16 protein-coding genes are annotated in these 12,351 nt (G+C 65.3%); 8 read left to right on the top strand and 8 right to left on the bottom strand.

Translation table 11 applies throughout. The features are described from left to right. Window positions 1–292: 292 nt before the first annotated feature. Window positions 293–514 (bottom strand): GDCCVxC domain-containing (seleno)protein, encoded by a 222-nt coding sequence (locus ACI2JO_RS19185; protein ID WP_081609171.1) that lies wholly within the window; start codon window positions 512–514, stop codon window positions 293–295. Further along, window positions 514–930 (bottom strand): mercuric transporter MerT family protein, encoded by a 417-nt coding sequence (locus ACI2JO_RS19180; protein WP_017980799.1) that lies wholly within the window; start codon window positions 928–930, stop codon window positions 514–516. The genes ACI2JO_RS19185 and ACI2JO_RS19180 overlap by 1 nt, the downstream gene beginning before the upstream one ends. 62 nt (window positions 931–992) lie before the next feature. On the opposite strand from ACI2JO_RS19180, the gene ACI2JO_RS19175 reads away from it, so the two are divergent. Beyond that, complete coding sequence (locus ACI2JO_RS19175; protein ID WP_017980798.1) at window positions 993–1,409, top strand: helix-turn-helix domain-containing protein; 417 nt, start codon at window positions 993–995, stop codon at window positions 1,407–1,409. Window positions 1,410–1,482: 73 nt separating this feature from the next. Here the strand turns inward: ACI2JO_RS19175 and ACI2JO_RS19170 are convergent, their stop codons facing one another. Then, complete coding sequence (locus ACI2JO_RS19170; protein ID WP_017980797.1) at window positions 1,483–2,730, bottom strand: cytochrome P450; 1,248 nt, start codon at window positions 2,728–2,730, stop codon at window positions 1,483–1,485. A gap of 212 nt (window positions 2,731–2,942) precedes the next feature. Between ACI2JO_RS19170 and ACI2JO_RS19165 the strand changes: the two genes are divergently transcribed. Then, window positions 2,943–3,464, top strand: a complete 522-nt coding sequence (locus ACI2JO_RS19165) for a DUF6118 family protein (protein WP_017980796.1) — start codon at window positions 2,943–2,945, stop codon at window positions 3,462–3,464. 52 nt (window positions 3,465–3,516) lie between these two features. Here ACI2JO_RS19165 and cueR read toward each other — a convergent pair whose 3' ends face one another. Together cueR and ACI2JO_RS19155 are read right to left on the bottom strand one after the other, a co-directional pair. Further along, window positions 3,517–3,900, bottom strand: coding sequence for a Cu(I)-responsive transcriptional regulator (gene cueR / locus ACI2JO_RS19160; RefSeq protein ID WP_017980795.1), 384 nt, complete (start codon window positions 3,898–3,900; stop codon window positions 3,517–3,519). Next, entirely contained in the window at window positions 3,897–6,254 is a 2,358-nt protein-coding gene (locus ACI2JO_RS19155) for a heavy metal translocating P-type ATPase (RefSeq protein ID WP_371262954.1), read from the bottom strand. The genes cueR and ACI2JO_RS19155 overlap by 4 nt, the downstream gene beginning before the upstream one ends. A 331-nt stretch (window positions 6,255–6,585) precedes the next feature. Here ACI2JO_RS19155 and ACI2JO_RS19150 point away from each other — a divergent pair, with 331 nt between their 5' ends. The 3 genes from ACI2JO_RS19150 (at window position 6,586) to ACI2JO_RS19140 (ending at window position 9,270) form a co-directional block, all read left to right on the top strand. Beyond that, window positions 6,586–7,899, top strand: coding sequence for a hypothetical protein (locus tag ACI2JO_RS19150; RefSeq protein WP_017980793.1), 1,314 nt, complete (start codon window positions 6,586–6,588; stop codon window positions 7,897–7,899). Window positions 7,900–7,969: 70 nt separating this feature from the next. Next, a complete protein-coding gene (locus ACI2JO_RS19145) occupies window positions 7,970–8,848 on the top strand; it encodes a DUF4396 domain-containing protein (RefSeq protein WP_017980792.1) in 879 nt (292 codons plus the stop codon). An 89-nt stretch (window positions 8,849–8,937) separates the two neighbouring features. Then, on the top strand, window positions 8,938–9,270 hold the full coding sequence (locus tag ACI2JO_RS19140) for a four-helix bundle copper-binding protein (RefSeq protein WP_017980791.1): 333 nt from the start codon (window positions 8,938–8,940) through the stop codon (window positions 9,268–9,270). Between the two features lie 45 nt (window positions 9,271–9,315). Here the strand turns inward: ACI2JO_RS19140 and ACI2JO_RS19135 are convergent, their stop codons facing one another. The 3 genes from ACI2JO_RS19135 to copC are packed head-to-tail and all read right to left on the bottom strand — an operon-like array spanning window position 9,316 to window position 10,937. Continuing rightward, window positions 9,316–9,585, bottom strand: coding sequence for a flagellar biosynthetic protein FliQ (locus ACI2JO_RS19135; RefSeq protein WP_017980790.1), 270 nt, complete (start codon window positions 9,583–9,585; stop codon window positions 9,316–9,318). A gap of 52 nt (window positions 9,586–9,637) precedes the next feature. Beyond that, window positions 9,638–10,564, bottom strand: a complete 927-nt coding sequence (gene copD / locus ACI2JO_RS19130; protein ID WP_017980789.1) for a copper homeostasis membrane protein CopD — start codon at window positions 10,562–10,564, stop codon at window positions 9,638–9,640. A 4-nt stretch (window positions 10,565–10,568) separates the two neighbouring features. Beyond that, window positions 10,569–10,937 (bottom strand): copper homeostasis periplasmic binding protein CopC, encoded by a 369-nt coding sequence (gene copC, locus ACI2JO_RS19125; protein WP_020486671.1) that lies wholly within the window; start codon window positions 10,935–10,937, stop codon window positions 10,569–10,571. Between the two features lie 127 nt (window positions 10,938–11,064). Between copC and ACI2JO_RS19120 the strand changes: the two genes are divergently transcribed. Genes ACI2JO_RS19120 through ACI2JO_RS19110 form a run of 3 tightly spaced genes read left to right on the top strand, consistent with a single transcriptional unit; the run spans window position 11,065 to window position 12,351 of the window. Further along, entirely contained in the window at window positions 11,065–11,334 is a 270-nt protein-coding gene (locus ACI2JO_RS19120) for a hypothetical protein (RefSeq protein WP_020486670.1), read from the top strand. Then, entirely contained in the window at window positions 11,331–11,771 is a 441-nt protein-coding gene (locus tag ACI2JO_RS19115; protein ID WP_017980786.1) for a periplasmic heavy metal sensor, read from the top strand. The genes ACI2JO_RS19120 and ACI2JO_RS19115 overlap by 4 nt, the downstream gene beginning before the upstream one ends. A gap of 10 nt (window positions 11,772–11,781) precedes the next feature. Further along, window positions 11,782–12,351 (top strand): RNA polymerase sigma factor, encoded by a 570-nt coding sequence (locus ACI2JO_RS19110; RefSeq protein ID WP_017980785.1) that lies wholly within the window; start codon window positions 11,782–11,784, stop codon window positions 12,349–12,351.

Genomic DNA, 12,351 nt, shown 5'->3' with positions numbered 1-12,351 from the left:
CAGCCGCGCCACTAATGAGCGTCGAGACATACCGATTGCTTCAACACGGGCCGTCAAAAAGCCACCTCCAGCCCCCCGTCCGCAGGAGAGCAAATTGCGGTTACATGCTCTAGCAACTGGAGGAGCAAGGGTTTTTGAAGCGCCCGAAATGCTATCCTGTTCAAATGCCCTCTCGAAAATGAGCAGTTGAGGCAGGTCAGGAACCGGTCGAATAAGACCGAAGTAGGCAATTTCGCTTGCGCGACCTTGGCGAGCAGGACCCCAGTTCACGAAGAAACGTGAAGCTATCGCCTCACCCGCAGCAGCCCGCCACAGTCCCGTTTGCTTTCGCTTCCTGGATCGGAGGGCATGGGACATCGCCAAATGAGCAGAACACGCAGCAGTCGCCAGCCAGGGGCCGCAGCACCACCGCGCAATGCCGGCAATCATAGAAGAATTGGCAGGCGTTGGTGGGCATCCTTTCGGTGGCCACCCCGCCGCATTTGGGACAGGTCAGGGTTGAGGTGAGCTGCATCAGGAAAGCGCGTTCATCAGCGGCGCTTCTAGGAGGTCCCAGGCGAACGCGATAAGCGTCAGAACCGTTCCAATCGCGAGCAGGATAGGTGTCGCGCGCGAGGGCAGCGGCATTGTGCAGGACCGGTCCCCAGCACAGGACCTCCGCCGCTGCGCGTAGGCCCACCACCCAGCAGCCAAGCCGATGAGGGAGGTCGCCGTTAGCGGCCACCGTAGTGGTATCAGCGCGGCGAAGTTGCTGGACAGGCCCGCCCCCAGGCCGAGCGCCGCGAGTGCGAGGGGCAGGACGCAGCATGACGCCGCAGCTAGAACAGCGGCTAAGCTCGCAAGCGCGCCGAGGGCGGATAGCCCCGTGTCGGCGCGACGTCGTGACGTTGGTGCGCCTAGGGGTTCACGCGGGATGGTCTCTTGGTTCATCTATCGCCTCTAGCGGGTTAGCCCGTTATGCATCCTGTAGTGACTACAGGAGCAAGCAATATATGCGCGTTGAGGAAAGCATCACGATCGGCGAGCTGTCTCGCCGGACTGGCGTGAATATCGAGACGATCCGGTACTTCGAGCGCGTTGGTGTTCTCGCAACGCCACCCCGCACAAGCGGCGGGCGGCGGGTATATGGGACCGGTCACGTCCGCGCACTTGGGTTCGTCCGTCGCGCGCGCGAACTCGGCTTCTCCCCGGCCGAGGTGCGCGCGATCCTGTCTCTTGGCGGTTCTGCGCAGGCGTCATGCAGTGAGGTCCGCGAGATCGCGGCTCACCATCTAGAGCGTGTGCGCGCTAAGATGGAGGATCTGGCGCAACTAGAAAGCCTGCTGGCTGCGACCATCGACCGTTGCGAAGGCGACGGGGCGGCGAGGTGCGCCGTGATCGACTTGCTGAACCAACATTCGACTGCGTAGATGTCGCATCGCACCCCGTACTCGCGCAAACGGTCGATAACGGAGCCGATCACCATCACCACGGCACGCGGCCCTAGCCACCTATGTGGACGTTGCGCATCACGAAGCCGCTTTTCGGAAGCGCTGGCAGCCTGGCGAAATCGATGCTCAGGTCTTGGTCCGGTACGTCATAGCGCATCGCGTTGACGAGGAGGTGTGCCGCCACCTTCATGATCGCGAGGACGATCCATTCGCCGGGACAGCGATGGCCGAGATAGTGATCGCCGCCGCCCTGCGGAATGAAGTTGAAGGAGTCTTCGTCCCAAGCCCTGAAACGCTCAGGGCGAAACTCCTGGGGGTCGGCCCAGGTCGCTGCGTCGTGATTGCTCCCATAAAGGTCTAGCACCACTTGACGCCCTTCCGGAAAGGCCATCCCCTCCCACTCGAAATCTTGGCTCGCGCGCGCCACCACAGCGGGAAAGAAGGGATAGAATCGGCGGACCTCTTGGACGAAGAGCTCGGCATAGTCCGGCTGCTGAACCAAGGCCGCCCTGATCCCTGAACAGGTTTGCAGCGCGTGGGCGACGAAGGTGATGTACACTGCGATCGCGACGGTCGGGCGAAGGACATTTACCAGTTCGACCGCTGCGACGTGCGGCGAAAGAAGATCGTCGTGCCGGTCGCGATGCCAGGCTATCGCGTAAGCCGCGGTCCCCGAGCCCGAGCCGATGCTCCCGGCCCGAATGCCTTCAATGATCCGCTTCGCCCATGCGTCGACGCGACGACGGGCCAGCCGTGACCAAAGATGCCTTGGGCTCGCCGAGCCGGCGGCGTCGAACAGCGCCCGCAGCTCGCCCGCGCGGTTGCCGGCTTCATCGTCCGGAAGAGGAACTCCCGCCCAAGCGCATACCGCTCGCGTCAGCGGCTCATGCAACTCGTCATAGAAGACGATCTCTCCTTTGCGCGTCCAGCCCGGCACCGCCCTGCGCCACTCGGCCTCGAACAATTGCGCCAGCGCCCGCACGCGCTCTGGTGTCATCAGGCCCATGAACATCTGCTTGCGGTGCCGATGGGTCTCGCCGTCCAGACCCTGAACGCCGCCTTGGCCCAGCAGTGTCTTCTGAATAGCGACCGGCATGGCACCTTCGCGCTCGAAGCGGGTCGTATCGTAGAAGATTTCGGCGGCCTTGGCCCCCTTAAGGCAGTTGGTCTTTTTCAGCAGGAAACGGGATTCAAAAGCGTTTGCGCCTAGGCGCTGGCACTGCCTGGAGATGAACCGATAGGGATCGGCGAGGAGAGAAAGGGTTTCGTCCGGGCCTTTCGTGTGTGGTGTCTTAGGCATGACCGGTCCGGTGATTGTTGGGTCTCCTTTGATTAACTCGGAGGAATATCACGGGTTGCAGGCTCACGACAGGTGACGAACGAGGACGATCAGGGCGGAGCAGGCGCGGCCGAGGCGTTCGAGGCCATGCGCGGCGAGCTGGCGCTGCGCCGTGGAGGGCTTGGCGGCCGAGCGCGGCGATCGACATACCCGACCATACCGAGACGCTTGGCGTGCTCCAGCAGAACGTGAACACGGCAGGCGAGAACGTCGCGCGCATCGGCCAATTCCTGAAAGCGGCCCCGGCGCTGGCGATGACGCCGGAGCAGATGGCGCAGCGCATCGCCGCGGCGGGCAGCGCCGCCCGGCGCGAGGATCAGGCGGCGCTCGCCAAGGCGGGCGAGGACAAGGCCCGCATCATGGCCGATCTTCGCGCCATCGCCGGGTCCGCATGGACACGCGCCGACCAGAAGAATCGGCAGCTATGGTTTGCCCTGGGTGGGGTGGCGGCCGGCATCCTCGCATGGGCGATCGTGCCGGGCCTGGTCGCGCGCGAGATCGCACCGGCGAGCTGGCAATGGCCCGAGCGCATGGCGGCGCGGACGCTCGACTTGCCCCGCTGGGAAGCCGGGCAGCGTATGATCCAGAGCGCCAGTCCCACCGCGTTCCGCGCCATCGTCGGGGCCGACAGGATCGTGACGGCCAACCGCGCGGCGATCGAGGGGTGCGGCAAAGCCGCAGCGCGAAACGCGTGAAACGGTGCGACGCACGATCACGCTCAAGTGGAGTAAAAGTTAGCCGCGCAAGTTATTCAGCCAAGCGTTCGATGATCGGACAATCAGGCCGATCATCGCCATGACAGGCTTGGGCGAGCCCGGTAAGCGAGCGGCGCATGGCGTCCAAGACGCGGACCTTGCGGCCCAGTTCGGCAGCGCGGGCTTCCGCCAGCGTCTTCACTTCCGCGCTCGACCGATCGCGATCCGACCACAGCCCCAGCAGCGTGCGGATTTCCTCGATCGGGAACCCCAGGTCGCGCGCGTTGGCGATAAATCGCAGCCGATGAACGTCAGCGTCGGCGTAGTCCCGGTAGTTCCCGCGCCGTGGCGGCGCGGGCACCAAACCAATCTTTTCATAGTGGCGGATCATGCGTTGGGAGACGCCGCTGGCGTCCGACGCCGCTCCGATGTTCACAGCTTTACCGCGTTGAGCCGCAGTGCGTTCAGGACCACGGTGAAGGACGAGAGCGCCATCGCTGCACCGGCCAGCATCGGCGACAGCAGGATACCGGCAACCGGGTAAAGCACGCCGGCCGCAACCGGCACGCCGATTCCGTTGAACAAGAACGAGAAGAACAGGTTTTGGCGGATATTTCGCATCGTCGCGCGAGCGAGCTTGCGGGCGCGCACGATCGCCGAGAGATCGCCGCGCGTGAGCGTCATGCCGGCGCTTTCGATCGCCACGTCTGTTCCCGTTCCCATCGCCAAGCCGACATCCGCGGCGGCGAGCGCCGGGGCGTCGTTGATCCCATCGCCCGCCATTGCGACCCTTGCGCCGCTCGCTTTCAGCTCGCCGATGATACGCGCCTTGTCTTCCGGCAGCAGATCGGCGCGCACGTCATCAAGACCGCCCACGGCGCGCGCGACAGCATCGGCCGTCCCACGATTGTCGCCGGTGAGCATGACGACCCGCAGGCCCTCCTTGCGAAGCGCGGCAATAGCGTCGCGCGCCGATGCGCGCACCGGATCGGCGACTGCGAGCAGACCGGCGAGCGCCCCGTCGATCGCGACGAGGATGATGCCCGCGCCTTCGCCACGGTGACGATCGGCCGCGGCGTCGACCGGCTTGAGATCAGCGCCGATCCGGCTCATTTGCACCGCATTGCCAATCACGACCGAGCGGCCGCCCACCGTGGCGCTGACACCCAGCCCGGTTTGCGAGGCAAAGTCCGCGACTGTGCCGAGCTGCAATCCTCGTTCTTTGGCGGCAACGACGATTGCGTGCGCGAGCGGATGTTCGGATTGGCCTTCGACGGCCGCGGCAAGCGCGAGCATGTCGTTCTCTCCGACCGCGCTGACCGTCTCGACCGCGATCAGCTTGGGCTTGCCTTCCGTGAGCGTACCCGTCTTGTCGATGACAAGGGTATCGACCTTTTCCAGCCCCTGTAAGGCTTCCGCGTTCTTCACCAGCACGCCGGCCTGAGCGCCGCGTCCCGTGCCGACCATGATCGACATGGGCGTGGCGAGCCCGAGCGCGCACGGGCAGGCGATCACCAGCACTGCGATGGCGTTAAGCAGGGCATGGCCCATGCGCGGCTCAGGGCCGACCAGCGACCAAGTGATGAAGGTCGCAATCGAGATCAGCACGACGAGCGGCACGAACCATCCTGAAACCCGATCGGCGACCGCCTGTATCGGGGCGCGGCTTCGCTGCGCTTCCGCGACCATGCGGACGATACGCGCGAGCATCGTGTCCGAACCAACCGCGCGGGCTTCCATCACCAGGCTGCCCGTCCCGTTGACGGTGCCCCCGGTAACGATCGCCTCGACTTCCTTGAGGACCGGCGCGGGTTCGCCGGTGAGCATGGCTTCGTCGACCGACGAACGACCCTCGACCACGACGCCATCGACCGGGATGGCTTCACCGGGGCGGACCCGCAGCCGGTCACCGGTTGCCACGTCGGCAAGCCCGACTTCTTCTTCAGAACCGTCAGGCTGCAAGCGTCGCGCCGTCTTGGGGGCGAGATCCATGAGAGCGCGGATCGCGCGCCCTGTCGCCGCCCTAGCGCGCAGTTCGAGCACTTGCCCGAGCAGCACCAGTGTCACCACGACGCCGGCCGCCTCGTAATAGACGGGAACCATGCTCCCATGCGTGCGGAAGGTCGCTGGGAAGATGCCCGGCGCGAGCGTCGCGACCACGCTATAGAGGAAGGCGGCACCTACGCCGATCGCGATCAGTGTGAACATATTGAGATGGCGGGTACGAAGCGATGTCCACCCCCGCTCGAAAAACGGCCAGCCCGCCCACAGCACGATCGGCGCGGTGAGTGCGAGCTGGACCCAAGGCGAGGCCGCAGGGCTAACCACATGCAGGCCTAACATTTCCGCGAACATCGAGACGACGAGCAGCGGGATCGTGAGCGCGCCCGCCACCCACAGTCGGCGCGTGAAGTCGACCAGCTCAGGGTTGGGAGTATCGTCGAGCGACGGTTCTTCGGGTTCGAGCGCCATGCCGCAGATTGGGCAAGTTCCCGGCCCTTCCTGGCGAATTTGCGGGTGCATCGGGCACGTCCACATCGCCCCCGGCGTCGCCATCGGCTCCGGTTTCGGCTTATCGCTCAGATAGGCGTCAGGATTGGCGACAAACTTGCTCCGGCATCCTGCGCTACAGAAATGATAGGCATGACCAGCGTGCTCGGCATGGTGTGTCGTTTTTGCGGGATCGACCGTCATGCCGCACACCGCGTCGATCACTGCTGCTGCGGCATCGTTGTCCTTACTGCCCGAGCAGCAGCCGCCCGCTTCGGTGTGATGATGTTCGTGCTCGATCTTTGCGGGAGCGGCCGAGCCGCCCCCGCAACAGGATGAGGGCGTGGAGACCGATTCAGGCGCAGGCTTCGAACAGCCGCAACCCCCGGCTTGGGAATGGGAATGAGGGTCGTTCATGGCAAGACTCCTTCGACCCGAGAGCATGTAGGGTATGACACCGTGTTAGGGTCAAGGCCCTGTCGGCACCGCTGGCGTGTATGTTGAATCTACGCGCGGGAGCGGCGTTGCCCTCATATTGCGGGGGCCAGCTCTACACCCTCGACGCCATAAGGGCCGCAGCTTAGGTCTATTACTAGCTCGCCAAACGCGGGCCGGGGGCAATCGGGGACAAATGGCAGCGCAGATCGACAGTCTTTCTACTGGCACCGACCATGACGGCCTGGTGCGCCGCTTAATTGCCCGCTGGCGTGACGATCAGGGCGCGACCTATCGGAGCTGGTTTCTTTGGGACGAGCGGTTGAAGAACTTCCGATCAATCCGGCGCGGCATCACCCAGGTTGTCGGCGAGATCGAGCGCGGCACGTTCGGCGTCGCCTACCGCGGATCGTCGCTCGAAACCGTCGTCCATTCCGTCGCCGAGCAGCGGCAAATCTTCAAGGGCGCGGACCATGCGTTCCTCTGGAAGCCGAAGCTCCGCATCCCCGACATTTACGAGAGCCCCGACAATCAGCGCGCGTTCGGCCGCTTGCTCGACGCCTGTTCCTGTTGCGACACGGCCGAGGAGATCATCAGCCATATCCACGCGATCGACCGTTTGAAGATCAAGGGGCTGGGTCCGGCGGTCGCCAACCTCCTCTACTTCCTTCACCCGACGCTGGTGCCGCCCTTCAACACCGCAATCGTTAAGGGCTACAACGCGCTGACGGGGGCGAATGTGAAGCTCGGGAGCTGGGAGCATTTTCTGGCGATGCGGACCGGCATCCTCGATCTCAACGACCGCTTCCGCGAGCTGCTATCGAATGATTTAGGCGCGATCGGCGGTCTGTTGTTCGACATCGGCTCCGATCGCTATCCGGCTCCGCCCCTCGACGTGAGCGGCGCGACGCTGGCGAGCTGGGGGCAGCGGCTTGAGGCGGCGCGCGAGGAAGCGCGCACGCTCAGCAAGGCCGCTCAGCGCGAGGGCGAGAACGAGCGCACCCATACCGAAATCCAGGCATGGCTTCGCGATCTAGGGTTGGCGCTCGGCTATGACGTATGGATCGCCGCGAACGACCGCAGCCGCGCCTTCGACGGATCACCCTTGGGCGCAGGATGCCTTGAGCGCCTGCCCGACACGATCGCGACGTCGAAGGGCGCTGACTCGATCCGGCTGATCGACGTGCTGTGGCTTGAGAAGGCCGGCGATCATGTCGCCGCGGCGTTCGAGGTGGAGCATTCGACCTCGATCTATTCGGGCATCGTCAGGATGCTCGACCTGGCCTTGAGCGGTGGCGACCTTCACGCGACCGCGGGGCTGTTCCTTGTCGCGCCCGACGCGCGCGAGACGGACGTTCGCGCGCAGTTGCAGCGGCCCGCGTTCAGCCGCGTAGCCGACCTCGACATATCCTACCTGCCCTATGGCGAGCTGGAGAAGAACCGGGAGGCCATCGCGCGGTTCGGATCGGGACTGAAAGCGATCAAGGCCGTTTCCAGCAAGCTCGCCTAGCCCGCTCCGCGCAAGGGATGATCCGGAGAGCCGCGTATCCTCTAGCATGTAGAGGAGTGCTGCCGTGACGATGCCATCCCCGGCCCCCTGGCTCGACGCCGTGCTGATCGGGTGGTTCGTGCTGACCGCCCTTTCGGTCGCTTACGTCGCGTGGGATGCCTTCACCCGCAACCCCGAGCTGCGCGTGATGAAATGGGGGTGGCTGTTGGTCACGCTCTATGGTGGCCCGATCATGGCCGCGGCCTATGTCCTGTCCTGCCAGGAGCCGGCGAACGAGCGGCACGAGGATTTCGTTCGACCGCTCTGGAAGCAGGCGTTCGGCTCGGCCATCCATTGCATGGCGGGCGATGCAACCGGCGTCATCGCCGCAGCCGCGATCACCACGGCGCTCGGCCTGCCGATGTGGCAGGACGTGATCGCGGAATATGTGTTCGGCTTCGCGTTCGGACTGCTGATTTTCCAGGCGCTTTTCATGCGCGACATGGCGGGCGGTTCCTATTGGGGCGCGCTTCGCATGTCGTTCATCCCCGAATGGCTGTCGATGAATGCCGTCATGGCCGGCATGATCCCGACGATGGTGGTGTTGATGAGCCGCGACATGGCCGCGATGCACGCCAGCTCGCTCCGCTTTTGGGGCGTCATGTCGCTGGCGACACTCGTCGGGTTCGCAGTCGCCTATCCGATCAACCTTTGGCTGGTTGGCGTGCGCTTGAAGCACGGCATGGGCACGGTGCGCGCGCTGGGGCATGGCGGACACGAAGTCGGCGCGGACCGGCAATCGGCCACGCCGATGCCGGACATGGGACACGACGCAATGGCAGGGATGAGCGGCATGGCGGCCGGCGCGCGCGTGACCGGACCTCAGATCGCCGCGATGACAGTGTTGACGCTCATCATGCTTGGCGCGGGCATCATCGTTGCGACGCTGTTCGGTCGGTGGGCCATGTAACTTGCCGCGAACGACGGAGATCGCGGCAAGGGGTGATCGCGCGGCGCGCGTATCTAGGAACAGGCGGGGGCTCATACGGAGATAATGCGATGCACCAGATCGACCCCGGCATGAAGGCGTGCATGGACGCCTGCCACGAATGCCATGTGACCTGTCTTCACATGGCGATGAACCATTGCCTCGAAATGGGCGGCCAGCACGCCGCGCCCGAGCATATGAAGATCATGGCCGACTGCGCGCAAATTTGCGCGGTTGCGATCGACTTCATGGCGCGCAAGTCCGCCCACCATCAGCATATCTGCCGCGAGTGTGCCGAGATCTGCCGGGCTTGCGCAGCGAGCTGCGAGGCCCTGGGCGGCATGGAGGATTGCGTGGCAGCGTGCCGGAAGTGCGCCGATTCCTGCGATCGGATGGCGGCATAGCGGGGCTTGCGCGGGCGGTCGCCCGCCCGCGCAGCTATCTGCATATCAACGGCCCATGCTCGCGATCACAGCGAACAGCTCGGCCGTGAACTTGGTCAGGAGCTCGGTCGCTGCGCTCCCGAAAATCACCAAACATACGCCTAGCGCGATCAGCTTAGGCACGAAGCTCAGCGTCTGTTCGCTAATCGACGTCGCCGCCTGGATGATGCTGATTATCAGCCCGACGATCATCATCGGCACGAGCAGCACCACGCAGATCAGGCCGGCCACGGCCAGCATCCTCCCCGTCTCGTCGAGCAGGATCGACTGATCCATCAGGCGCGGCCCCGTGAACGGCCGGGGACCGCGAGGGCTCCCCGGCCGCGCATCACATCGCCGATGCAGGCGGCGCGAGCGTCCCGAGCCAGGCGATCAGCCCGAGAACCGCGATGACACAGGCGGTTTCGATCGCCAGACTTGTCCGCAGCGCGCCGAGGGCGCCCTTGTGATCGTCCGCTGCGATCGACCGCTCGAATGCCGGCGTGAGCCGGAAGCGGTTGAGCGAGGCGAGCCCTAGCATGGCGACGAACAGCGCCAGCTTTGCGATCAGGAGCTGACCATAGAGCGTCGCAGGAAGCGTGGCGAGGTTGCCGATCCCGACCAGCATCCAGCCGTTGACCAGGCCGGTGACGAGGATCGTGCCGACCACAACCGTCCCGATCGCGCCGAACCCGTGCAGCGCGCGGTGCGTCAGCCCCAGATGCGCCGCGTCTACGCGCGCCGCGGGTCGGGAGACGAGCAGGAGCAGCCCCAGTAGTGCGCCAACCCAAGCGCCCGAGGCGATCAGATGGAGAATGTCGACGATGAGGTGGACCCAGCCCATCACGGCTTCGTCCATCGCGCCGTGTCCGGTCCACGCCAGCGTTGCGAGTGCCACGGCCGAGCAGAGCGCGACGATGCTCAGCCAGATGCCGCGCCCGCCCGCGACCAGCGCTGCCAGCGCCGCGAGGGCCACCATGACCATGCGCAGCTTCCATGCTGCTCCGATCGCAGAGCCGGTGAGCAGCGCGCCGACTGCTTCACGGTCGATCGGCCAGGCCGGCGTTCCGGCCATTGAGGAGGCCATCAGCACGACCCAGGCGCCTGAAAACAACAGGCTCAGGCCAGCGCTGGCGATGAACCAGGGACGCAGCGCGAGCGCGTCGCCGCGCTCGCGCGCCCGCAGCCCATAAAGGCTGAATGCGGCAAGGCCGAACAGCGCAGCCAGCGTCACGTAGAGCGCGAAGCGGACGCCGATAAGCGACCAGTCCCCCATCGCCTCACTTCACCGCGAAGACGTAGGTTCCTGCGACCTTGTGGGTGTCGGTCGAGACGACATTCCACGCGACGCTATACCGACCCGATGGGAGCGGCGATTTCGGGGTGATGACGAGGGTCCGGCCATCGGACGAGAGCGCGGAGGCGCTGGCCATCTTCATGGCTGCCATGCCGGGCATCGCTGCCATCGTGAGATCGGCCTTGGAGAAGGCTGGCATCAGCTTCTCGCTGAAATGAAGTTCGATACGAGCGGGCTTCGCGACCGTCGCATTGGCGGCCGGCGATGCCGACACCAGCTTAGGATGGGCGTTCGCCGTTCCGGCGAACATGACGAGAGCGGCAGCAGCAGTCAGAACGGATAGGCGGCGCATAGGGGGCCTTTCGACAGGAGGGTTCCTGTCCTTCATTACGCGCCCCGATCGACCACCCCTCACGGATGGATTTGAGGGATGGGCGCGTCGCTTGCGTAATCCATGCTAGAGGGGTGGAGTGAACGACATGGACCTCGACGCAGTATTGATGAGGCTGGCGCAAGCACCCGTGCCCGCGAGCCTTGATGGCATGGAAGATCGCGTGCTGGCGCGGGTCGCCGCACGTCCAGCGGCGCGCGCCGGCTTAGGCGTTGGGGCAATGACGATCGCTGCGGCGCTCGTCATGGGCATCTTCGGTGCCGGTGTGCCCGCGAAGGAAGCCAGCGCGGCTTCGCTATCGCCCTTGGGGCCGGTGTCGCCGCTCGCGCCCTCCACGCTGCTCGTCGGCGTGCAATGAGCGGCCGCATCCGCCTTCTGCTTGGCATTGTCGCGTGCTTCATCGCCGCGATCATCGGTGTGTTCGTGGGGCGGGCGCTACTTCCGCCACGTGCCCAGCCCGGCTCGGAGCTGCACGACGTGCTGCATCATAAGCTGGCGCTGGACGCCAACCAGGAAGCGCGACTTGAAGTGCTGGAGCAGCGTTTCGCCGTGCAGCGGCGCGCATTCGAGCTGGAATTGCGGGCGAACAATGCCCGGCTCGCTGAAGCGATCGAGGCCGAGCATGGCAACGGGCCGCGCGTCGCCGCAGCGGTCGACCAGAGCCACGCCGTCATGGGCGAGCTCCAGAAAGCGACGCTGGCGCACATCTTCGCCATGCGCCAGCTCTTGCGGCCCAATCAGACCGGCCAGTTCGATCAGGCCGTGGTGAAGGCGCTCACCGACGACGCACGTTGAGGTTCGGCGCGTGAGCCTCGACTGGACCACGCTTACGGACGGCGAGCTGGCGACCCTCAGCATCGCCGGGCGCGAAGCCGCCTTCGCCGAGATCATGCGCCGCCATCGGCAGTCAATCTTCCGCATGGTGCGCGCGTGCGTCGGCGAGGCCGACGAGGCGCTGGACCTTCTGCAGGAGACCTTCGTCGCGGCGCATCAGGCCCTGCCCCGCTACGACGGCGATCGATCGATGCGCGCGTGGCTATCGACGATCGCGATCAACAAGTGCCGCGATTGGGGGCGCAAGCGCACCGTGCGGCGCTTTCTGGCGTTCGCCGCACCGATCGGCGCGGAAGCCGAAGCCATTGCAGACGACCAGGTGGCGATCGACGACGCGACGGGCGACCGACAGGAACTCGACCGCGTGACGCGCGCCATTGCGGGCTTGCCGACCGCATTGAAGGAATCCTTGGTGCTGCGCACGATCGAGGGGTTGAGCCAGGCTGAAACCGCGGCAGTGTTGTCGATCAGCGAAAAGGCGGTAGAAACCCGCCTCTATCGCGCGCGATCGAAGTTGCTGGAGCGATTGGGCGGGCGCTGA

The sequence above is a fragment of the Sphingomonas sp. NPDC079357 genome (genome assembly GCF_044901155.1).
Classification (GTDB): Bacteria; Pseudomonadota; Alphaproteobacteria; order Sphingomonadales; family Sphingomonadaceae; genus Sphingomonas.
The sequence above is the reverse complement of the archived record's forward strand: the minus strand, read 5'-3'. Positions and strand labels throughout refer to the sequence as shown.

Coding starts and splice junctions, on each gene's coding strand:
- ACI2JO_RS19135 (WP_017980790.1), bottom strand. CDS start 9,585: ATGGATCAGTCGATCCTGCTCGACGAGACGGGGAGGATGCTGGCCGTG.
- ACI2JO_RS19145 (WP_017980792.1), top strand. CDS start 7,970: ATGCCATCCCCGGCCCCCTGGCTCGACGCCGTGCTGATCGGGTGGTTC.
- ACI2JO_RS19150 (WP_017980793.1), top strand. CDS start 6,586: ATGGCAGCGCAGATCGACAGTCTTTCTACTGGCACCGACCATGACGGC.
- ACI2JO_RS19120 (WP_020486670.1), top strand. CDS start 11,065: ATGGACCTCGACGCAGTATTGATGAGGCTGGCGCAAGCACCCGTGCCC.
- copC (WP_020486671.1), bottom strand. CDS start 10,937: ATGCGCCGCCTATCCGTTCTGACTGCTGCTGCCGCTCTCGTCATGTTC.
- ACI2JO_RS19170 (WP_017980797.1), bottom strand. CDS start 2,730: ATGCCTAAGACACCACACACGAAAGGCCCGGACGAAACCCTTTCTCTC.
- ACI2JO_RS19115 (WP_017980786.1), top strand. CDS start 11,331: ATGAGCGGCCGCATCCGCCTTCTGCTTGGCATTGTCGCGTGCTTCATC.
- ACI2JO_RS19140 (WP_017980791.1), top strand. CDS start 8,938: ATGCACCAGATCGACCCCGGCATGAAGGCGTGCATGGACGCCTGCCAC.
- ACI2JO_RS19175 (WP_017980798.1), top strand. CDS start 993: ATGCGCGTTGAGGAAAGCATCACGATCGGCGAGCTGTCTCGCCGGACT.
- copD (WP_017980789.1), bottom strand. CDS start 10,564: ATGGGGGACTGGTCGCTTATCGGCGTCCGCTTCGCGCTCTACGTGACG.
- ACI2JO_RS19185 (WP_081609171.1), bottom strand. CDS start 514: ATGCAGCTCACCTCAACCCTGACCTGTCCCAAATGCGGCGGGGTGGCC.
- ACI2JO_RS19180 (WP_017980799.1), bottom strand. CDS start 930: ATGAACCAAGAGACCATCCCGCGTGAACCCCTAGGCGCACCAACGTCA.